Origin of the sequence: Pseudomonas paraversuta (assembly GCF_904063065.1) — a bacterium.
GTDB lineage: Bacteria > Pseudomonadota > Gammaproteobacteria > Pseudomonadales > Pseudomonadaceae > Aquipseudomonas > Aquipseudomonas paraversuta.
Genome location: NZ_CAJFCL010000001.1, coordinates 506,562 through 527,541 on the forward strand (window position 1 = coordinate 506,562; position 20,980 = coordinate 527,541).

At 58.4% G+C, this 20,980-nt stretch carries 19 protein-coding genes; 7 read left to right on the forward strand and 12 right to left on the reverse strand.

Annotated features, from left to right (window positions below):
* Nucleotides 1-249: 249 nt before the first annotated feature.
* The 4 genes from lepB to lptF all read right to left on the reverse strand — a co-directional run bounded on the left by lepB (nucleotide 250) and on the right by lptF (nucleotide 5,244).
* The gene (gene lepB, locus JQ845_RS02325; RefSeq protein ID WP_010655992.1) at nucleotides 250-1,104 is read right to left on the reverse strand and encodes a signal peptidase I; all 855 of its coding nucleotides are present in this window, start codon (nucleotides 1,102-1,104) and stop codon (nucleotides 250-252) included.
* Nucleotides 1,105-1,109: 5 nt separating this feature from the next.
* Nucleotides 1,110-2,909, reverse strand: a complete 1,800-nt coding sequence (gene lepA / locus JQ845_RS02330; protein WP_029612404.1) for a translation elongation factor 4 — start codon at nucleotides 2,907-2,909, stop codon at nucleotides 1,110-1,112.
* 162 nt (nucleotides 2,910-3,071) lie between these two features.
* Entirely contained in the window at nucleotides 3,072-4,133 is a 1,062-nt protein-coding gene (gene lptG, locus JQ845_RS02335) for an LPS export ABC transporter permease LptG (protein ID WP_003440153.1), read from the reverse strand.
* Nucleotides 4,126-5,244 (reverse strand): LPS export ABC transporter permease LptF, encoded by a 1,119-nt coding sequence (gene lptF / locus JQ845_RS02340; RefSeq protein WP_003440150.1) that lies wholly within the window; start codon nucleotides 5,242-5,244, stop codon nucleotides 4,126-4,128. The genes lptG and lptF overlap by 8 nt, the downstream gene beginning before the upstream one ends.
* Before the next feature lie 318 nt (nucleotides 5,245-5,562).
* On the opposite strand from lptF, the gene JQ845_RS02345 reads away from it, so the two are divergent.
* The 5 genes from JQ845_RS02345 (at nucleotide 5,563) to rlmF (ending at nucleotide 12,082) form a co-directional block, all read left to right on the forward strand.
* Nucleotides 5,563-7,053, forward strand: coding sequence for a leucyl aminopeptidase (locus JQ845_RS02345; RefSeq protein ID WP_203008091.1), 1,491 nt, complete (start codon nucleotides 5,563-5,565; stop codon nucleotides 7,051-7,053).
* Nucleotides 7,054-7,115: 62 nt separating this feature from the next.
* Nucleotides 7,116-7,556: a DNA polymerase III subunit chi gene (locus JQ845_RS02350; RefSeq protein ID WP_003440143.1), complete on the forward strand. Its 441-nt coding sequence runs from the start codon at nucleotides 7,116-7,118 to the stop codon at nucleotides 7,554-7,556.
* A gap of 7 nt (nucleotides 7,557-7,563) precedes the next feature.
* Nucleotides 7,564-7,947 (forward strand): hypothetical protein, encoded by a 384-nt coding sequence (locus JQ845_RS02355; RefSeq protein ID WP_003440142.1) that lies wholly within the window; start codon nucleotides 7,564-7,566, stop codon nucleotides 7,945-7,947.
* A gap of 173 nt (nucleotides 7,948-8,120) precedes the next feature.
* Entirely contained in the window at nucleotides 8,121-10,967 is a 2,847-nt protein-coding gene (locus tag JQ845_RS02360) for a valine--tRNA ligase (RefSeq protein WP_003440140.1), read from the forward strand.
* Nucleotides 10,968-11,065: 98 nt separating this feature from the next.
* A complete protein-coding gene (gene rlmF / locus JQ845_RS02365) occupies nucleotides 11,066-12,082 on the forward strand; it encodes a 23S rRNA (adenine(1618)-N(6))-methyltransferase RlmF (RefSeq protein ID WP_003440138.1) in 1,017 nt (338 codons plus the stop codon).
* A gap of 166 nt (nucleotides 12,083-12,248) precedes the next feature.
* Here rlmF and JQ845_RS02370 read toward each other — a convergent pair whose 3' ends face one another.
* Entirely contained in the window at nucleotides 12,249-12,530 is a 282-nt protein-coding gene (locus tag JQ845_RS02370; protein ID WP_003440137.1) for an HU family DNA-binding protein, read from the reverse strand.
* A 386-nt stretch (nucleotides 12,531-12,916) separates the two neighbouring features.
* On the opposite strand from JQ845_RS02370, the gene yejK reads away from it, so the two are divergent.
* Together yejK and JQ845_RS02380 are read left to right on the forward strand one after the other, a co-directional pair.
* A complete protein-coding gene (gene yejK, locus JQ845_RS02375) occupies nucleotides 12,917-13,921 on the forward strand; it encodes a nucleoid-associated protein YejK (RefSeq protein WP_003440136.1) in 1,005 nt (334 codons plus the stop codon).
* Entirely contained in the window at nucleotides 13,921-14,271 is a 351-nt protein-coding gene (locus JQ845_RS02380; RefSeq protein WP_203008093.1) for a glutaredoxin family protein, read from the forward strand. The genes yejK and JQ845_RS02380 overlap by 1 nt, the downstream gene beginning before the upstream one ends.
* A gap of 159 nt (nucleotides 14,272-14,430) precedes the next feature.
* Here the strand turns inward: JQ845_RS02380 and JQ845_RS02385 are convergent, their stop codons facing one another.
* From JQ845_RS02385 to JQ845_RS02415, 7 genes are all read right to left on the reverse strand, one after another.
* Nucleotides 14,431-15,366: a glutathione S-transferase family protein gene (locus JQ845_RS02385; protein ID WP_203008095.1), complete on the reverse strand. Its 936-nt coding sequence runs from the start codon at nucleotides 15,364-15,366 to the stop codon at nucleotides 14,431-14,433.
* Between the two features lie 43 nt (nucleotides 15,367-15,409).
* Entirely contained in the window at nucleotides 15,410-15,685 is a 276-nt protein-coding gene (locus tag JQ845_RS02390) for a GIY-YIG nuclease family protein (RefSeq protein WP_029612406.1), read from the reverse strand.
* Nucleotides 15,682-16,152 (reverse strand): nuclear transport factor 2 family protein, encoded by a 471-nt coding sequence (locus JQ845_RS02395; RefSeq protein WP_160628352.1) that lies wholly within the window; start codon nucleotides 16,150-16,152, stop codon nucleotides 15,682-15,684. Before JQ845_RS02395 ends, JQ845_RS02390 begins: the two co-directional genes overlap by 4 nt.
* 65 nt (nucleotides 16,153-16,217) lie before the next feature.
* A complete protein-coding gene (locus JQ845_RS02400; RefSeq protein WP_003440124.1) occupies nucleotides 16,218-17,513 on the reverse strand; it encodes a CynX/NimT family MFS transporter in 1,296 nt (431 codons plus the stop codon).
* Between the two features lie 390 nt (nucleotides 17,514-17,903).
* Nucleotides 17,904-18,668, reverse strand: coding sequence for an amino acid ABC transporter ATP-binding protein (locus tag JQ845_RS02405; protein ID WP_019412133.1), 765 nt, complete (start codon nucleotides 18,666-18,668; stop codon nucleotides 17,904-17,906).
* 13 nt (nucleotides 18,669-18,681) lie between these two features.
* Nucleotides 18,682-19,779, reverse strand: a complete 1,098-nt coding sequence (locus tag JQ845_RS02410; protein ID WP_003440119.1) for an amino acid ABC transporter permease — start codon at nucleotides 19,777-19,779, stop codon at nucleotides 18,682-18,684.
* Nucleotides 19,780-19,789: 10 nt separating this feature from the next.
* Nucleotides 19,790-20,971: an amino acid ABC transporter permease gene (locus JQ845_RS02415; protein ID WP_203008097.1), complete on the reverse strand. Its 1,182-nt coding sequence runs from the start codon at nucleotides 20,969-20,971 to the stop codon at nucleotides 19,790-19,792.
* Nucleotides 20,972-20,980 lie beyond the last annotated feature (9 nt).

A 20,980-nucleotide genomic window follows, 5' to 3' on the forward strand; every position in this document is an offset into this window, starting at 1 on the left:
CTGAGTTCGTGGCCGAATGTCACCACCGGACCGATATTAGGGATCAGTGATGCTCGTTTATCGCATAGCAAATGGACAGGGAACAGGCTGTTCGCCGCCGTCACACTTAACGCTTTGTTCAAATCCACATCCTGAATACTGTTGGCCGGCATGCCTGAAGCGGCATGACGACCTTAAGAACCGCTGACCTCCGAATTTATTCGGACGCCTGAAAAGCATTCGGCGCTGTTATTAACAGCGCCGTCTTGGCTACTTGATCAATCCAACCCGCGAGAAGTTCGGCAGGTTGCTTGTCTTGGGTTCCGGCCAGCTCATCCAGACAGCGAAGGCCTTGCCGACGATATTCTTGTCGGGAACCATGCCCAGTTCGTCTTTGGGAATGTTCGGATCATCCCAGTAACGGCTGTCGTTCGAGTTGTCGCGGTTGTCACCCATCATGAAGTAGTGACCGGCCGGAACCGTCCACTCCTTGTCAGGCGGCGCGCGATAACGGCTCATTTCCTTGCGGATCATGTGCTCGACTTCGCCCAGCTTCTCTTTGTAGAGCTCCGCGCTGCCCAGGGTGCCCGGCTCCGTTCCCACCAGTTGCTCGGCAACCAGTTGATCGTTGACGTACAAATGCTTGTCGCTGGTGTAGCGAATCTTGTCGCCCGGCAGGCCGACTACACGCTTGATGTAGTTGACCGTCGGATCGCTAGGGTAGCGAAACACCATCACATCGCCCCGCTTCGGATCACCCACCTCGATGATTTTCGTATCGAGAACCGGCAAGCGGATCCCGTAGGAAAATTTGTTCACCAAGATGAAATCGCCCACATCCAGGGTTGGCTTCATCGAGCCGGACGGAATCTGGAACGGCTCAACCAGAAACGAACGCAATACCAGCACGATGAACAACACAGGGAAGAACGATTTGCCGTATTCAACCAGCAACGGTTCCTTGTTGAGCTTTTCGATTACCTGCGCATCAGCCGGTGTAACACTGGCTTGATAGTTGGCAATGGCCTTGCGCCGGCGAGGTGCCAGGAAGACCAAATCGAGCAGCGCCAGCAAACCGCACACGGCAACAGCAATGACCAGCAACAGCGGGAAATTTAGTGACATAGGACCTAGCTATCCAACCTGAGCACTGCAAGGAAGGCTTCTTGTGGAATTTCCACGTTACCCACTTGCTTCATGCGTTTTTTACCGGCTTTCTGCTTTTCCAACAGCTTGCGCTTACGGCTAACGTCACCACCGTAGCATTTGGCCAGTACGTTTTTTCTGAGCGCTTTAACAGACGAGCGCGCAATGATTTGGCCACCAATGGCAGCCTGAATTGCCACATCGAACATCTGACGCGGAATCAGCTCTTTCATCTTCTCGGTCAGCGCACGCCCTTTGTAGTGAGCGTTGTCGCGGTGAACGATCAGAGCCAGTGCGTCAACCTTCTCGCCGTTGATCAAGACATCAAGCTTGACCAGGTTGGCCGATTGATAACGGTCAAAATGGTAGTCGAGCGAAGCATAGCCGCGACTGGTGGATTTGAGACGGTCGAAGAAGTCCAGAACCACTTCGTTCATCGGCAAATCGTAAGTCACTTGCACCTGGGAGCCGAGGAACAGCATGTCATGCTGAACGCCGCGCTTTTCAATGCACAGGGTAATGACGTTACCCAGGTGCTCTTGAGGCACAAGGATATTGGCACGAACGATAGGTTCGCGAATGTCTTCAATGGAGGACACGTCCGGCAACTTGGACGGGTTATCCACATAAATGGTTTCACCGGTCTTGAGCAGCAGCTCAAAAATTACGGTAGGCGCCGTGGTGATCAGGTCCAGGTCGTATTCGCGCTCAAGGCGCTCCTGGATGATCTCCATGTGCAGCATGCCGAGGAACCCACAACGGAAGCCGAAGCCCAGGGCGTCGGAGCTTTCCGGGGTGTACTGCAGCGACGAGTCGTTCAGCGTGAGCTTTTGCAGGGCCTCGCGGAAATCTTCGAAGTCGTCAGAGCTGACCGGGAACAAGCCCGCGTAGACCTGCGGCTGAATCCGCTTGAAACCTGGCAGTACGTCAACATCCGGGGTGGAGCTCAAGGTCAGGGTGTCGCCCACTGGCGCACCGTGAATGTCCTTGATACCGGCGATGATGAAGCCTACTTCACCGGCTTTCAGATCAGTGGTCGCGGTGTGCTTGGGGTTGAACACACCCACGCTGTCGACCAGATGCACCTTGCCGGTGGACTTGACCAGGATCTTGTCGCCCTTTTTCACGCGGCCGTGGCGCACGCGAACCAGGGACACAACGCCCAGGTAGTTGTCGAACCAGGAGTCGATGATCAACGCTTGCAGCGGATCTTCGTAGTTGCCGGTCGGCGCAGGAATGGTCTGCACCAGGCGCTCAAGCACTTCGTCGACGCCCAGGCCGGTTTTGGCGCTGCATGTCACGGCATCAGTGGCATCGATACCAATGATTTTTTCGATTTCATCCCTGACGCGATCAGGATCGGCCTGGGGCAAGTCGATCTTGTTCAAGACCGGCATAACCTCAAGGCCCTGCTCGATGGCGGTGTAGCAGTTGGCTACGGACTGGGCTTCTACGCCCTGCCCGGCATCGACCACCAGCAACGCACCTTCACACGCCGCCAGAGACCGGCTGACTTCGTAGGTGAAGTCAACGTGGCCCGGGGTATCAATGAAGTTCAGCTGATAGGTTTTGCCGTCTTTGGCCGTGTAATACAGGGTGACGCTGTGGGCTTTGATGGTGATCCCGCGCTCGCGCTCGAGGTCCATGGAGTCCAGAACCTGGGCTTCCATTTCGCGCTCGGCGAGGCCGCCGCACATCTGAATAAAACGATCGGCCAGCGTCGACTTGCCATGGTCAATGTGGGCGATGATGGAGAAATTGCGGATATGACTCAAATCACTCACGGGTCAACACTCAAAAAAAGTCGCAGGCAGACTGCCCGCCGAAAAATAGCCGGGAATTGTACCTGATCCGCGCGCCAAGCGTCACGTCCGCAGGCCAATAGCCCCGCACAAAAAAGCCCCTATCGCGTGATAGAGGCTTTTGATTGCATCAAGAGCAGTTCATCAACGTGCCCGGCGCAACAGCCAGATACCGGCCAGCGCACAAATACCGGCCGGCAGCAGTACCGCAAACAGCGGTGAGAAGCCAAACACCAGACTGGCCGGCCCCAGCAAGTCTTGCGCGATTTTGAAAGCAAAGCCCACCAATACACCGGTAAACACGCGCTGCCCCAGGGTGACGGAACGCAACGGCCCGAAAATAAAGGAGATGGCCATCAATACCAGCGCCGCCGTAACCAGTGGCTGCAGCACTTTCACCCAAAATGCCAACCAGTAACGGCCGTTGTTCAGACCTTGATCTTTCAGGTAGTGGATATAATTCCACAGGCCGCTGATGGACAGCGCATCCGGAGCCATGACCACGGTATTGAGCAACTGCGGACTCAACGAAACATCCCAACGCTCTTCAGGCACCTTGATGACTTCAGTGCTGCGCTCATGGAAAACCGTGGTTGCAATATCGCTCAACAACCATTGATCCTGATCGAACTGGGCCTTCTTGGCGAAACTCGCCGACAGCAGATGACGTTCTTTATCAAACCGGTAGCGGGTTACGCCCAACAGCATGCCGTTTGGTTGAACAGCGTTGATATGGATGAACTCATCACCCTGGCGATGCCACAGACCATGCTTGGAGCTTTGTGCGTCACCGCCACCCTGGGCCAGTGCACGGTTGGCCTGGGCAACGGTTTCAGTTGCCGGGGCGACATACTCGCCGATCAGGATGCCGGCCAGCACCAGCACCAGCATTGGCTTCATGACCGCCCAGACAATACGCCCGGTGGACACACCGGCCGCACGCATGATCGTCAGTTCGCTGTTGCTCGCAAGACTGCCCAGACCAATCAGGCAGCCGATCAGCGCCGCTATCGGCAACATTTCATACATGCGGCGCGGCGCTGTCAGCATGACAAAACTGAAAACGTCCATGATCGTGTAGGTATCGGAGACGCTCTTTACCTCATCGATAAACGCGAACAGCGACGCCAGCCCCAGAATGATCCCGGTTACCGCCAGGATCGCCAGGAACACACTTTTACCAATATAGCGATCGAGCTTAACCACGGGCCATCTCCTTCACGCTACGGCGATTCGCCAGTTTCAAGCGCAAAGGCTCCCAGTAAAACAACAACAGGCCAATGATCAGGAACAGGCCATGCACCCACCACAAACCGAGCGCCGGTGAAATCTTGCCTTTTTCCAGGGCACCGCGGACCAGAATCAAAGCGGTCACATACGCCATATAAAGAAGAATGGCTGGTAACAGCTTGAGGAAGCGCCCCTGACGCGGATTGACGCGAGACAGCGGAACCGCGATCAGCGTCACGATAAAGACCAGCAGCGGCATGGAAAAACGCCATTGCAGTTCGGCTTGCGCACGAATATCCGGGTTACCGACAAGATCCATGGTCGGCATCGCATCGCGGTCGGTCACTTCATCGCTGACATCAGGCTTGGGCAGCAACACACCATAGGTGTCGTACTGAATGGCACGGTAGTCGGCCTGCCCCGGGTTACCGTCATAACGGTAACCGTTATCCAGAATCAGCCAGCGACTGCCGTCGGCACGCACTTCCTGACGCCCCTTCTCTGCCACCAGCACGGTAATGCCACGATCCTTGCCGTTCTGAGCCGCGGGCTTCTGCGTAATGAACACCCCGTTCAGGTGGGTCCGGTCATTGGTCAACTGTTCGGTATAAGTGACCCGCGAACCGTCATTCAATGCCTGAAAGCGGCCCGGCTCCAGCGTGTCGAATTCGGTCAGCGCATCTTGCTTGTTCAGCAGCAGCTGAAACTGATTGGCGCCTTGCGGGGCCAGACTCAGGCTCAACCAGGCCACAATCAGGGCGACGATGACAGCCGGCACCATGGTAATGCCCAGCAAGCGCTGCTGACTCATACCGGTGGCCGACAGCACGGTCATCTCGCTTTCGAGATACATGCGCCCGTATGCCAGCAAAATGCCCAGAAACAGCCCCAAAGGCAGAATCAGCTGCATAAAGCCCGGAAGACGAAAGCCCATGATCAAGAACAACGAGCTCGGATCCATAGCCCCGGATGCAGCCTGGGCCAGGTATTTGATGAAACGACCGCTCATGATGATGACCAGCAGCACAGCGCTGACAGCGCTCAATGTAAGCAGGACTTCGCGGGACAGATAACGGAAGACGATCAAACCAGACACTCCAGGGTCGTCAGGCTAAGGCGGCCAAACAAGCGACATAACCAGTCGACACAGGCTCAAATGGATGAGCCGGGCCATTGAAAAAGATTGCGCATTATCCTGTGAATGACCCCGCCTGTCACTGCGCATGCTCACCCAAGTATTCAAAGCTGCAATATGCGCGCAAGCGAGGGTTGTCAGGCCCGACTGACGGGGTTCAAACTGCCTGCCTTGACGCCCGCCTGGATCACAGGTGAGGCGCCTCATTTATCAGGCAAGCAAACACTGCCGTTTGTGCGCACGTTGACCATTTGATTCAGGGACCCGGACATGGAACTGGTTGTAAAAAGCGTCAGCCCAGAAACGTTGAAAACGGCCACTCTCGTGGTCGCCATCGGTGAAGGCCGCAAGCTCGACCACACCGCCAAGGCCATTGACGAACTCACCGGCGGCGCCATCAGCGCCGTACTCAAGCGTGGCGACATCACCGGCAAAACCGGCCAGAGCCTGCTGCTGCACAGCCTGGCGAACCTGAAAGCCGAACGCGTTTTGTTGCTGGGCACCGGCAAGGATGAAGAACTGGGCGACCGTCCGTTCCGCAAAATCATCAGCACCGCACTTAACGTACTCAAAGGCCTGGGCGGCAGTGATGCCGTGCTGGCGCTCGACGAACTGGTGGTCAAGGGTCGCGACAGCTACGGCAAAACCCGCCTGCTGGCAGAAACCCTGGCCGACGGCGAATACAGCTTCGACCGTTTCAAAAGCCAGAAAGCAGAACCCCGCGCCCTGAAAAAGATCACCCTGCTGACCATCAAGGCTGCACAGGCTGAAGTTCAGCGTGGCGTGAGCCACGCCCAGGCCATTGCCAGCGGCATGGCGTTCACCCGCGATCTGGGCAACCTGCCGCCCAACATCTGCCACCCGACTTTCCTGGCCGAACAGGCCAAAGAGCTGGGCAAGGAACACAAAGGCCTGAAAGTAGAGATCCTTGACGAGAAAAAAATCAAGGACCTGGGCATGGGCGCGTTCTACGCCGTCGGCCAGGGCAGCGACCAGCCGCCACGCCTGATCGTGATGAACTACTCGGGCGGCAAGAAATCCGAGAAGCCGTTTGTACTGGTCGGCAAGGGCATCACCTTCGACACCGGCGGCATCAGCCTCAAGCCGGGTGCCGGCATGGATGAAATGAAGTACGACATGGGCGGTGCTGCCAGCGTGTTCGGCACCCTGCGCGCCGTGCTCGAGCTGAAACTGCCGATCAACCTGGTGTGCATTCTGGCCTGCGCCGAAAACATGCCAAGCGGCGGCGCGGCTCGTCCGGGCGACATCGTGACCACCATGAGCGGGCAAACCGTGGAAATCCTCAATACCGACGCCGAAGGCCGTCTGGTGCTGTGCGATGCCCTGACCTACGCCGAACGCTTCAAGCCCCAGGCCGTGATCGACATCGCCACCCTGACCGGCGCCTGCATGGTTGCACTGGGTGCTCACACCTCGGGCCTGATGGGCAACAACGACGAACTGATCGGCCAGCTACTGGAAGCCGGCAAGCAAGCCGACGATCGCGCCTGGCAGCTGCCGTTGTTCGACGAGTACCAGGAACAACTGGACAGCCCGTTTGCCGACATGGCCAACATCGGCGGCCCTAAGGCCGGCGCCATCACTGCCGGCTGCTTCCTGTCGCGCTTTGCCAAGGCCTTCCACTGGGCGCACCTGGACATCGCCGGTACCGCATGGGTCAGCGGCGGCAAGGACAAGGGCGCCAGCGGCCGCCCTGTGCCACTGCTGACTCAGTACCTGCTGGATCGCGCCAACGCTTGAAGCTGACAATCGAAGGCTGCGCTGCTTATTAATAGCGGCGCGGCCCCGATTCAGGAATTGCAATGACCCCAGAATTAAGCAAAGTCGACTTTTATATCCTTCCCAGCGCCGACCCTTCGGCACGCCTGGATTTTGCCTGCAAACTCGCGGACAAAGCCTGGCGCCTCGGGCACCGGGTGTACCTGCACTGCAGCGATGCAGCGCAACGCCAGGATCTGGATGAGCGTCTGTGGCGCTTCAAGGGCGAAAGCTTCGTCCCCCACAGCAACGCTGAAGACCAGCCCGATGGCGTGATACTGATGGGCCTGGGCGAGGCACCAGCCAGCCATCAGGACTTACTGATCAACCTGGACCTTAAAGTCCCCGAATTCTTCAAACGCTTCGCCCGCGTGGCTGAAGTCGTGGTCGAAGACCCCGCCGTCCGACTGGCCGCACGGGAGAGTTTCCGCTTCTACCGTGAACAGGGCTATCCTCTGCAAGACCACAAGCTACAACGACTCTGAGCACACGATGGACACCTCCAATTCGCCGCAAAAAGCCGCACACCTGCTCGATGATCTTGAATCCATTCGCCAGCTGCTGGGAGATGAAGATCTGCAACCTCCCCTGCTGACTGAAATGGTGGGTGGCGAAGAAGCGCAAATTCCGTTGCTCTCTGAAGTGATCAGCGAAGAGCCCGAACCTGCGCAAATACCGCTGGCCGGCATAGCGCCAGCCCCCAAAGCCGAAAAAGCGCCGGACGCACTGCTGGTTCATCTGGACAAAGAGCTGCGCACTGCGGCGCAAGCGATCATGCAAGACGTGATCAACGACTTCGCCCCGCACATCGAAACCGAAATCAAACGCCGCCTCGATGCACATATGGAGCGCTTGCTCGCCCAGCATCAGAGCTGATCGGCGATGTAGCACATGCCGCTCCTGTGGGAGCTGACTTGCCAGCTCCCACAGGTTTTACCCTGCAGCGTTCCCGCAGAAGCAATAGGTTCCCTGCACAACTCGCCCTCTGCCTCCCGCCCCGCTATACTTGCCGGCTTTCCTGAATTAATGCCAATAGGGTCCCGCCGCGCATGGATAAGACCTACCAGCCGCACGCCATTGAAACTTCCTGGTACAAAACCTGGGAAGAACAGAATTATTTCGCCCCGCAAGGCGCGGGCGACCCGTACACCATCATGATTCCGCCGCCGAACGTCACCGGCAGCCTGCATATGGGCCACGGCTTCAACAACGCGATCATGGACGCCCTGATCCGTTTCCGCCGCATGCAGGGTCGCAACACCCTGTGGCAGCCGGGCACCGACCACGCGGGTATCGCTACCCAGATGCTGGTTGAGCGTCAGATCGAAGCACAAGGTCTGAACCGCCACGACCTGGGCCGCGAGAAGTTCCTGGACAAGATCTGGGAATGGAAAGATCAGTCCGGCGGCAACATCAGCCGTCAGATTCGTCGCCTTGGCTCGTCCGTAGACTGGAGCCGCGAACGCTTCACCATGGACGACGGTCTGTCCGAAGCCGTGAAGGAAGCCTTTGTGCGCCTGCACGAAGACGGCCTGATCTATCGCGGCAAGCGCCTGGTCAACTGGGACACCAAGCTGCACACCGCCATTTCCGACCTTGAAGTGGAAAACCACGACGAGAAAGGTTTCCTGTGGAACCTGCGCTACCCGCTGGCTGATGGCGCCAAAACCGCTGAAGGCCTGGACTACCTGGTAGTTGCAACCACCCGTCCGGAAACCATGCTCGGCGATGCTGCCGTTGCGGTAAACCCGGAAGACGAACGCTACAAGGCCCTGATCGGCAAATTCGTCGAGCTGCCACTGGTTGGCCGTCGCATCCCGATCATTGCTGACGATTACTGCGATCCTGAATTCGGCACTGGCTGTGTGAAAATCACGCCGGCCCACGACTTCAACGACTACGAAGTCGGCAAGCGCCACAACCTGCCGCTGCTGAACATTTTCGACAAAAACGCGGTGGTACTGCCTGCCGCCCAGGTGTTCAACCTCGACGGCAAACTGAACGAAACCATCGACGGCACCCTGCCGGCCAAGTACGCCGGTCTGGACCGCTTCGAAGCGCGCAAGCAAATCGTCGCCGACTTCGAGGCCGCAGGCCTGCTGGTGAGCGTCGACGATCACGCGCTGAAAGTACCGAAGGGCGACCGTTCGGGCACCATCATCGAGCCGTGGCTGACCGATCAGTGGTACGTATCGACCAAGCCGTTGGCTGAACCGGCCATTGCCGCCGTTGAAGATGGCCGCATCGCGTTCGTACCCAAGCAGTACGAAAACATGTACTTCTCGTGGATGCGCGACATCCAGGACTGGTGCATCAGCCGTCAGCTGTGGTGGGGCCACCGGATTCCGGCCTGGTACGACGAGTCGGGCAAGGTCTATGTAGGCCGCGACGAAGCCGAAGTCCGGGCCAAGAACAACCTGGGCCCGGATGTTGCGCTGCAACAGGACAACGACGTGCTCGACACCTGGTTCAGTTCGGGTCTGTGGACGTTCTCCACCCTGGGCTGGCCGGAAAAAACCGACGCGCTGAAAACCTTCCACTCAACTGACGTGCTGGTTACCGGCTTCGACATCATTTTCTTCTGGGTTGCCCGGATGATCATGCTCACCATGCACCTGGTGAAAAATGAAGACGGCACCCCGCAAGTTCCGTTCAAGACCGTGTATGTACACGGCCTGGTACGTGACGGTCAGGGCCAGAAGATGTCCAAGTCCAAGGGCAACGTCCTGGACCCGCTGGACATCATCGACGGCATCGAGCTCGAAGACCTGGTGGCCAAACGCACCACCGGCCTGATGCAGCCAAAACTGCTGAAGAAGATCGAAAAACAGACCCGTGACGAATTCGCTGACGGCATCGCCAGCTACGGCACCGACGCCCTGCGCTTCACTTTCTGTTCGCTGGCATCCACCGGTCGCGACATCAAGTTCGACATGGGCCGCGTTGAAGGCTATCGCAACTTCTGCAACAAGATCTGGAACGCCGCGCGCTACGTGCTGGACAAGGGCGAAGACTGCGGCCAGAACGGCGAAGCCTACGAACTGTCGCTGGCTGACCGCTGGATCATCTCGCAGCTGCAGCGCACCGAAGCCGAAGTGACCCGTCACCTCGACCAGTTCCGCTTCGACCTCGCCGCTCAAGCCCTGTACGAGTTCATCTGGAACCAGTACTGCGACTGGTACCTGGAACTGTCCAAGCCTGTGCTGTGGGACGAAAACGCTCCGGTTGAACGCCAGCGTGGCACGCGTCGCACCCTGGTGCGGGTACTGGAAGTGGCCTTGCGCCTGGCACACCCGTTCATGCCGTTCATCACCGAAGAAATCTGGCAGCGCATCGCGCCGCTGGCCGGTGTCGAAGGCAAGACCATCATGCTGCAACCATGGCCGGTGGCGAATGAAGCCCGCATCGACCAGGCTGCCGAAGATGATATCGAATGGCTCAAGGGCCTGATGCTCGGCACGCGCAATATCCGTGGCGAGATGAACATCGGTCCTGGCAAGCCTTTGCAGCTGTACCTGAAAAACGTCAGCAGCGAAGATCAGCGCCGTTTGACCGAGAACGACGCCCTGCTCAAAAAGCTGGCTAAACTCGAATCCATCACCGTGCTGCAAGACGGCGCCGAAGCACCGCTGTCCGCCACCGCTCTGGTTGGCGAGATGGAAGTGCTGGTGCCAATGGCCGGCCTGATCGACAAAGATGCAGAGTTGGCGCGCCTGGACAAGGAAATCCAGCGCTTGCACGGCGAAGTTGCCCGCGTTGGCGGCAAGTTGTCGAACGCCGCATTCGTTGACAAGGCTCCGGCCGAAGTCATCGAGAAAGAACGTGCCAAGTTGGCCGAAGCCGAACAGGCCTTGAGCAAACTGGCAGAACAGCACGCGCGGATTTCCAGCCTGTAATAACGCTGCGCACCTGATCGCGGGCAAGGCCGCTCCCGCAGGGTTCAACCCTGCTGGGGCGGCCTTGCCCGCGATTGCTTTTGTGGAATGAATTGAACATGACGACCCCACGCACTTCCAAAGCCACACGCCACAAGCCCAAGTCCGCTGCCGAGGCCAAACCGGCCGAGCCGCGCGTCAAGCCCAGCCTGCACCCGCGCAACCGTCACCAGGGCCGTTACGACTTCCCGCAACTGATTTCGGTCTGCCCTGAACTGGCCGAATTCGTCATCATCAACCCGTACGGCAAAGAGAGCATCGACTTTGCCAACCCGACCGCGGTACGCGTGTTCAACCGCGCCCTGCTCAAGGCGTTCTACGGCATTGCCCACTGGGACATCCCGGCCGACTACCTGTGCCCGCCGGTTCCGGGACGCGCCGACTACGTGCACTTCCTGGCCGACCTGCTGGCCAGCATGAACGACGGCGAAATCCCCCGCGGGCAGAACGTTCGCGTGCTGGACATCGGCATGGGCGCCAACTGCGTCTACCCGCTGATCGGCCATAGCGAGTACCGCTGGCAGTTCCTGGGTACTGAAGTCGATCCGACTGCAGTCAAGGCGGCCAAGGCGATTGTGCAGTCCAACGGTCTTAACAAAGCCATCAGCCTGCGCCTGCAACCTAACCCGCAGAAGATCCTGCTGGACCTGCTGGAGAGCACTGAGCGTTTCGACCTGACCATGTGCAACCCGCCGTTCCACGCCTCCCTGGACGAAGCTACACGCGGCAGTGAGCGTAAATGGCGCGCACTGGGCAAGGCAGATCCCAAGCGCAAGCTGCCGGTTCTGAACTTTGGTGGCCAGGCGGCCGAATTGTGGTGTGAAGGCGGCGAGCAGCGCTTTGTGACCCAACTGATCCGCGAAAGCGTGCATGTGGCCCGTCAGATCCTGTGGTTCAGCGTACTGGTGTCCAAGGCGTCCAACCTGCCGGCAATCCAGACCGCGCTGAAAAAAGCCGGTGCCCGTGAAAGCCAGGTCGTCGACATGTCCCAGGGTAACAAGCAGAGCCGCTTTGTAGCCTGGACGTTCCATGACAAGGACCAGCAGCAAATGTGGCGCGAAAAGAACTGGAAGTAAGCACCCTGTAACCCCGCAGGAGCGAGCTTGTCTCGCGATCTTTTACAAAATCAAAAGATCGCGAGACAAGCTCGCTCCTGCAAAGGAAGACGGTGTTTTCAGGATTTTCGCCCAAAAAAAAGCCGCGCTTCGAAGTGATTCGAAGCGCGGCTTTTTTAAAACAGTCTTACTTGTTAACAGCGTCAGTCAGGCCTTTGGCCACAACGAGCTTGATAACTTTTTTGGCGGCGATTTCGATGGCAGCGCCAGTCGAAGGGTTACGGCCAGTGCGGGCAGGACGCTCGGTCACTTTCAGTTTGCCAATACCTGGCAGAGTGATTTCGCCGCCATTTTCCAATTGATCAGCAACGATCTGGGCCAGTTGGTCCAGAGCGTTACGCGCGGTAGTTTTTGGCGCGTCGATAGCTTCAGCGATATCGGCAATCAGTTGGTCTTTAGTAATAGCCATTGAGATGTTCCTTCCCTATCAAATTCATTTGGTTTGCAGAGTGCAATGTCAGCCATCGAGCCAGATCTCAAGGGTCTGGCACACCCGCCAGCTTTCACGACGAATCGCGGATGTAGATAGCTAAAACGGGGTTTGGTTCGACCTGACACATGCTGAATGCATGCATTGCGCCGTTTCCGAGCGCAAGACCGGGCAAAACTAGCACAGAGACAGCGAAATATCCGCCTCTACCTAGCCATTTGGTCAGCTTTATAGGCTTAAAACCGTAAAAAAACCGTCAACACCCGTCTCAAGCGCCCCAAACCCCGACCCGGCGCTCAGGTGGGGTACACTTGACGCCTTTGCGGGGTGCGCACCCTGTCCTCTCATTACTCGCCGAGAAACCCATGCCGATCCGTCATTGCATCGTCCATTTAATTGAGAAAAAACCCGACGGTACGCCCGCTGTTCTCCACGCTCGCGACTCTGAACTGGCCGAGTCCCAAGCCATCGAGAACATGCTCGCGGACCTCAACGAGAGCTATAACGCCAAGCAAGGCAAAGCCTGGGGCTTTTTCCACGCCGAGTCCGGAGCCCACCCGTTCAGTGGCTGGCTCAAGGAATACCTGGAAGGCGGCACGGACTTCACCGCCTTCAGCCGCGTGGCTGTGGAGCACCTGCAAAAGCTGATGGAAGAATCCAACCTGTCGGTGGGTGGCCACGTGCTGTTCGCCCACTACCAGCAAGGCATGACTGACTACCTGGCTATCGCCCTGCTGCACCACAGCGACGGCGTGGCGGTGAACTCGGAACTGGACGTCACCCCTTCGCGGCACCTGGATCTGGGCCAGTTGCATCTGGCCGCACGGATCAATATTTCCGAGTGGCAGAACAACAAGCAGTCCAAGCAGTACATATCGTTTATCAAGGGCAAGAACGGCAAGAAAGTCTCGGAGTATTTCCGCGACTTTATCGGCTGTCAGGAAGGCGTCGACGGCCCCGGCGAAACCCGCACCCTGCTCAAGGCGTTCAGCGACTTCGTCGAAAGCGAAGACCTGCCTGAAGAGTCGGCCCGGGAAAAAACCAAGACTCTGGTGGATTACGCCAGCAGCCAGGCCAAGATCGGTGAACCCATGGGCCTGGTCGAGTTGTCCGAACTGATCGACGAAGAGCGCCCGAAAGCCTTCTACGACCATATCCGCAACAAGGACTACGGTCTGTCCCCGGAGATCCCGGCAGATAAACGCACCCTGAACCAGTTCCGGCGCTTCACCGGACGTGCCGAGGGCCTGTCCATCAGCTTTGAGGCCCATCTGCTGGGCTCCAAGATCGAATTCGACGAAGAAGCCGGAACCCTGGTCATCAAAGGCCTGCCCACCCAGTTGCTCGACCAGCTCAAGCGCAACAAGTAATGCTCAACGGCATCTTGAAGAAAGTCCTGTTTGTTCTGGTGGTGGTGGTCATCTTTCAGAACTGGGGCAAGATCGAGCGAGTGCTTCACCCCTCGGCGGCGGTGCCCGAGCAAACCCGGGCCAGTGCCCGGGTGGTGCTGTACTCCACCGAGTGGTGTGGCTACTGCAAGGCCACCCGGCGCTTTCTGGATCAGAAAGGCATCCCGTATCAAGAGTTTGATATAGACAAGGATACCGCCGCCCGCCAGGCCTATGAGGCACTGGGCGGACGTGGAATTCCGATTCTGGACGTGAACGGCACACTGCTCAGGGACTTCAACCCGGATGCGATAATGGCCGCGTTGAAATAACCCTGCGGCTCAGCAAAACCGTAATTTCCCGAATCTAATCGCTGGCAAGCCAGCTCCCACAATGTGTGTGGGAGCTGGCCAGCGATGCAATTCAGGCAAACCGATTACCACTGCTGCTTTTGTGGGAGCTGGCTTGCCAGCGATGCAAGCGCCCCGTGCTTATTGACCCACCGCCTCAATCCGAAACCCGATCCGCGGAAAGTGCACATGCACCACCCCGGTTCGTGGGTCTTCGCGACGCACTACCAGCTCTTCTGCGCCGATATGGACCAGCTCGCCCGCTACCGGGTCAACCCCGTAGTCGGTTGCCGCAACCGTAACCCGCTGGCCCTTGCTGAAGCCAAAAGCCGAATCGAACTCAGGCAAGGCAACCGGCTCAACGCCTTTGGCAATCGCCAGCGCCTGCTCGGCGGTGATTTCAATCGGTGTGCCCTGGCCGAAGTCCAGAACTCGCTGCAACCAGGCCGCAACGGCCGGATAAGCATCAACCAGAGGTGCAGTCACCGGCGTGGCTTTTAGGAACCACAGCGAGTGCGCCAGCGCGAAGTCGGCAATCGAGGGCTCACCGAACAGGTAGTCGCCCTGCTCGTGTTGCAACTGCTGCTCGAGCCGGCCCATGATCACCGGCCATTGCAATACCGCCTGTTCGGCGGGAATGCGGGTGGCGCTGCCACCGCTGAACAATGCCGCGCGATCGGCCACGAACGCCTTGAGCATGTCCGGGGGCATTTTGGCAAACCGTACCGCGGCAGACTCCGGCTGGAACACCAGGCTCACCGCATGTTGAAACACCACCGAGTCAGCCCACGCAGCAAAGACACTGACCACCATTTCCTGACCGAGAGGAAACAAGGCGGGGATCGATTTCTCCTGCTCCAGCCGGCGCGCAATCAAAGCCGTGTCGCAGTAGACATCCGCCCCCACCTGCAATACCGGAGTCTTGCGATAGCCACCGCTCAGCGCCGTCAGATCGGGTTTTGGCATCATGGGCGGGACATGTACCGAATGCCAGGACAGCCCTTTGAAGCCCAGTAGAAGGCGGGCCTTTTGTGCGAAAGGGGAAGCCGCGTAGTGATGAAGAATCAAATCTGACATTCAGTTATCCGCCGCAAAAGAGTAAGCCAGCAGCATAACGCACTTAATCAAACTGCCCTGCCTGGCTTTGCACCAGGCATTCCTTGGCACTCTTTTTGAGCTTTTTGATCAGTCGTTCCTGACGCAGCGCTTCACCTTTATCGGGCCAGGACTCGGTATAGACCAGGGCAACGGCAGGGCTTGAAGCAAAAAAACGCGCGCCCTTGCCACTTTGATGTTTGGCAAAACGACGCACCGGATCATCACTGATCCCGCAATACAGCGAGCCGTTAGCAGCCCGCACCAGGTACACAAACCAGGGTCTGGAACTCACCTTCAACGACTGGCCTCAAAGGCTTCGAGCCCTTTGCGCGCCTGAGCCCGAATGGCATTTTTCACCAGTGGCGTCCAGCCCAGCAACAAACCCTTGGTACCCAGCGCCTGACGCGACCAGCGCCACAGGTCGAACTGATCGTGGTGCTCGCAGATTTTTCCGTCGCGAAACACAAAGCGCGCCTGAATATCGTTGATAACGGTAAACCCGGTCGGGATAAACCTATAAGTGGCTACCCAATGCGCACTGCCACGTTGGGCATCTGCCTGCACCTGATCGAAGGTCAGGCTGAAATCCTTGGCCCGCGAGGTCAGCATGCGCCACATATCGCTGGCACGGCGACCGCGCAATTCACCAAATACCGGGTCGCTGAACAATACATCTTCGGTGTAACAGGCACTCATTGCCTCAGCATCCAGCCGCTGGAAAGCTTGATAGAAGCGAGTAATCAACGCTTGGTGGTCTTGGCTCATGGCAGGATCCGCGGGGTTCAGGGTTCTACAAAAGATAATCTGCAAGGAGCCGAAACACTATGGCTTCAAATCTTTTCACTCAGCGCATTCACATACAGCGCCCGCCCTGCCCCGAGCCCGGCGGCGATGGCGATGATGCCGATCACCCCGAAAATCCAGCCCACGGCACTCCAGCCACCGGTCATTTCATGCACCACACCCACCGCCAACGGCCCCATGGATGCCACCGTATAGCCGATCCCCTGGGCCATGCCCGACAGATTGGCCGCCACATGGGCATCGCGCGAGCGCAGCACGATCAAGGTCAACGCCAGGCTGAATGCACCGCCCTGCCCCAGACCCAGCACAATCGCCCAGCCCCACAAGCCATCCAGCGGTGCATACAGACAGCCGAACAGGCCAGCCAGGGTCATGCTCATCATCAATACGATTGCCAGGCGCTGATCCTTGCCCCGCGTCGCCAGCCAGGGAGCGCTCAGCGCCGTGATCAGTTGCACAATGACTGAACCCGACATCACCAGCCCGGCCTGGGTCGGGGTCAGGCCACGGCCCATCAGAATCGAAGGCAGCCAGCCAAAAACGATGTAGGACAGAGAAGACTGCAAACCCATGTACAGCGTCACTTGCCAGGCCAGCGGGTCACGTATCAGGCCACTCACCCGATAGGCCACCTTGTGCGCCCCCTGGCGCTTGCCGGCCTGGGGCAGCCAGAAAATGGCCGCCACCAGCGCAGGTAACGCCCAAAATCCCAGCCCCAGCGCCCAGCTGTCGTTAAGATAATTGCTCAACGGCACGGTTGCACCCGCCGCCAGGGCAGCACCCAGGCACAAGGCCATGGTGTAGACCCCCATTATCGTCCCGGCATGTCCGGCAAAATCGCGCTTGATGATGCCGGGCAACAACACACCGATCACACCGATACTGGCGCCCGCCAGAATACTCCCGGCAAACAGGCCGACTTCCCCCAGGTAGCTGCGCAGGACAATGCCGCCGCCCAGCGTCAGCAAAATACCCAGCACCACCCGCTCAGTACCGAAGCGCCGGGCCAGAATCGGCGCCAGAGGCGCAAACACACCCAGACAAAGCACAGGCAAGGTGGTCAACAATCCCGCCTGGGCAGCAGACAGGCCCAGGCTGGTAGACACTTGCGAGAGCAAAGGCGCCATGCTCGACAACGCCGGACGCAGGTTCAACGCCACCAGCACCAGACCCAACAGCAGCAGCCAGGGACGTAACACCGCCACTGGTGCTAGCTGTACTTGCTCGTCGTCGGCTTCGGCATCGATCAGCAACTCCTCCAGATCATCCAGATGACGCACCGGTTCGGTATTGTTTATCGATGGCGAGGCATTGCGCGGCATGGGATCTCCGGTGTTGGGCAGTCAAGAAGTCCGGCAGAGCGCCATGACTTGATAGCGGGAAGTGTCTGACATGCGGTACGCCTGTCAGCACAGACCTCTGATGAGTTGCCCAACATGGTAGTCAGCCCCCTGCGCAAGGGCAATCGACCACGGGCTAAAAGGTCTGCAAAAGCCTTGGCGGGGAGCGGAAGAGCTCGCGAGCAAGCTCGCTCCTACGGGGAGGTGTGCGGTTAATGCAGAATCTGATTCAGGAGCAGTTTGGTCCGGTCATTTTGTGCGGGAGACGGGGGATGCCTGACGCAACAAAACTGTAGGAGCGAGCTTGCTCGCGAGCTGTTTACCGGGGCGCGGAAGAGCTCGCGAGCAAGCTCGCTCCTACAGGGGGGGCTGTTAATGCAGAATCTGATTCAGGAACAATTTGGTCCGGTCATTTTGCGGGTTGTCGAAGAAGTCGTTCGGAGCTGCCTGCTCGACGATTTCACCCTTGTCCATAAAGATCACGCGGTTAGCCACGGTACGGGCAAAGCCCATTTCATGGGTCACGCAGAGCATGGTCATGCCGTCTTCGGCCAGGCCGATCATGGTATCCAGCACCTCCTTGACCATCTCCGGATCGAGGGCTGAAGTCGGCTCATCGAACAACATGATTTTAGGCTTCATGCACAACGCCCGGGCAATCGCTACCCGCTGTTGCTGACCACCGGACAACTGCCCCGGAAACTTGTGCGCCTGCTCCGGAATCCGTACCCGCTCCAGATAATGCATGGCGATCTCTTCGGCCTGGCGCTTGGGCATCTTGCGCACCCACATCGGCGCCAGCGTGCAGTTCTGCAGGATGGTCAGGTGCGGGAACAAGTTGAAGTGCTGAAACACCATGCCAACCTCACGGCGCACCGTTTCGATCTGCTTGATGTCGTTGGTCAGCTCAACCCCATCAACCACGATACGCCCCTGCTGGTGCTCTTCGAGGCGGTTCAGGCAACGGATAGTGGTCGATTTGCCGGAACCGGAAGGCCCGCACAATACAATCCGCTCCCCGGGTTGCACGTTAAGGTTGATGTCCTTGAGCACGTGGAACTGGCCGTACCATTTATTGACGCCCTGCATTTGAATAATGCCTTCAGGGCTCGCAGGTTTCTTGATTGCTTCACTCATGTCGCACTCCTACCTAACGCTTGTGGCCAGTGTCCAGCTTGCGCTCCAGATGCATGGAGTAGCGGGACATACCAAAACAGAAAATCCAGAACACCAACGCCGCAAACACATAGCCTTCGGTGGCCATACCCAGCCAGGTCGGGTCGGCGGCAGCCTGTTTGACGCTGTTGAGCAGGTCGAACAGACCGATGATGATCACCAGGCTGGTGTCCTTGAACAGGGCGATAAAGGTGTTGACGATACCGGGGATCACCAGCTTCAAGGCCTGGGGCAGAATGACCAGCCCCATGCTGCGCCAGTAACCCAGCCCCATCGCGGCGGCGGCTTCGTATTGCCCCTTGGGAATGGCCTGCAAACCACCACGCACCACTTCCGCGACATAGGCCGACTGGAACAGGATCACGCCAATCAAGGCCCGCAGCAGTTTGTCGAAGTTCATGCCTTCGGGCAGAAACAGCGGCAACATCACTGAAGACATGAACAGCACGGTGATCAATGGCACGCCGCGCCAGAACTCGATGAACGTCACGCACACCACGCGAATGGCCGGCATGTCCGAACGCCTTCCCAGCGCCAGCAAAATCCCCAGCGGCAAAGCACCCGCGATGCCGACCGTGGCAATTACCAGGGTCAGCATCAGGCCGCCCCACTGGCTGGTGGCCACGTTGCTCAGCCCCCAGTAACCGCCATGCAGCAGGCTGTAAGCCAGCACCGGGTACAGCACCAAAAAGCCCAGACCGTAGATCGCCTTGTGCTTGAAGCGCGAGATAAACAACGGCGCCACACCGATCACGGCCAACCACACCGTCAGATCGACCCTCCAGCGCAGGTCGCGGGGGTAATAGCCGTACATGAACTGGCCGAAGCGCTGCTGAATGAAGACCCAGCAGGCGCCGTCCTTGGTGCAGTCGGCCCGGGTCGTGCCCACCCAATTGGCGTCAAAGATCGCCCAGCTCAGGAGCGGCGGCACGATCAACCAGATCAGGTAAAAGGCAAACAGCGTAAGCAAGGTGTTGAGCCAACTGGAAAACAGATTGGCCCGGGCCCAGGCGACGATGCCGATGCGGTTACCCGGCGGCGGCATGTCGGGTTTGAAAACATGAGTTGTCATAGTCCCGTCCTCATCGCTCGATCAGCGCAATGCGCGTGTTGTACCAATTCATCAGCAGCGAAATACTGATGCTGATGGCCAGGTAAACGCTCATGGTGATGGCGATGACTTCAATCGCTTGCCCGGTCTGGTTAAGCACCGTACCGGCAAACAGTGAAACCATTTCCGGATAACCGATACCTGCCGCCAGCGACGAGTTTTTCACCAGGTTGAGGTATTGGCTGGTGAGCGGCGGGATGATTACCCGCAGCGCCTGGGGAATGATCACCTTACGCAGCGTCGGCCCGGGGCGCAGGCCCAGCGAGCGCGCCGCTTCGGTCTGGCCATGGCTGACCGACTTGATCCCCGAGCGCACGATTTCGGCAATGAACGCCGCCGTGTAAACAGTCAACGCGATGGTCAGCGCCAGCAACTCCGGAATCAGCACCCAGCCACCGACAAAGTTGAAGCCCTTGAGCTGCGGCATTTCCCAGTGCACCGGCGAGCCAAAGATCAGCATGCACAGCCCCGGAATCACCAGCAGCAGGCCCAGCCCGGACCAGAACTTGTGGAACGGCACACCGGTCGCTTCAAACCGCTTGTTGGCCCAGCGTGCCATCAGCACCACTGCCACAATCGCCAGCAGCACGCTGACCACAAACGGCCAGAACCCGTCGGTGCCAATGGCCGCAGGCATGTTCAGGCCACGGCTGCTCATATAGAAAGTGTCAGCAAAGTTATGGCTGTTACGTGGCCCCGGCATGGTCAGGAAGACCGCGAAGTACCAGAACAGGATTTGCAGCAAAGGCGGGATATTGCGGAACACCTCGACGTAAACCGTCGCCAGCTTGTTGATCATCCAGTTGGGGGACAACCTGGCAATACCGATGATAAAGCCGAGGATGGTCGCCAGGATCACACCTATTACCGACACCAGCAGCGTGTTCAGCAGGCCGATCACGAACACCCGGGCATAACTGTCCGACTCGGTGTAATCAATCAGATGCTGCGCAATACCAAACCCGGCACTGCGCTCAAGAAAGTCAAAACCCGAAGTGATACCCCGGTGTTGCAAGTTGGTCTGGGTATTGTTGAACAGATACCAGCCCATGAAGACCACCAACGCGACGGTGATGATCTGAAATAACCACGCACGCACACGTGGATCGCTGAGGCTGAGCCTCGGCTTGGGTGCGCCGACTTTAGTCTGCATGAAGTGCCC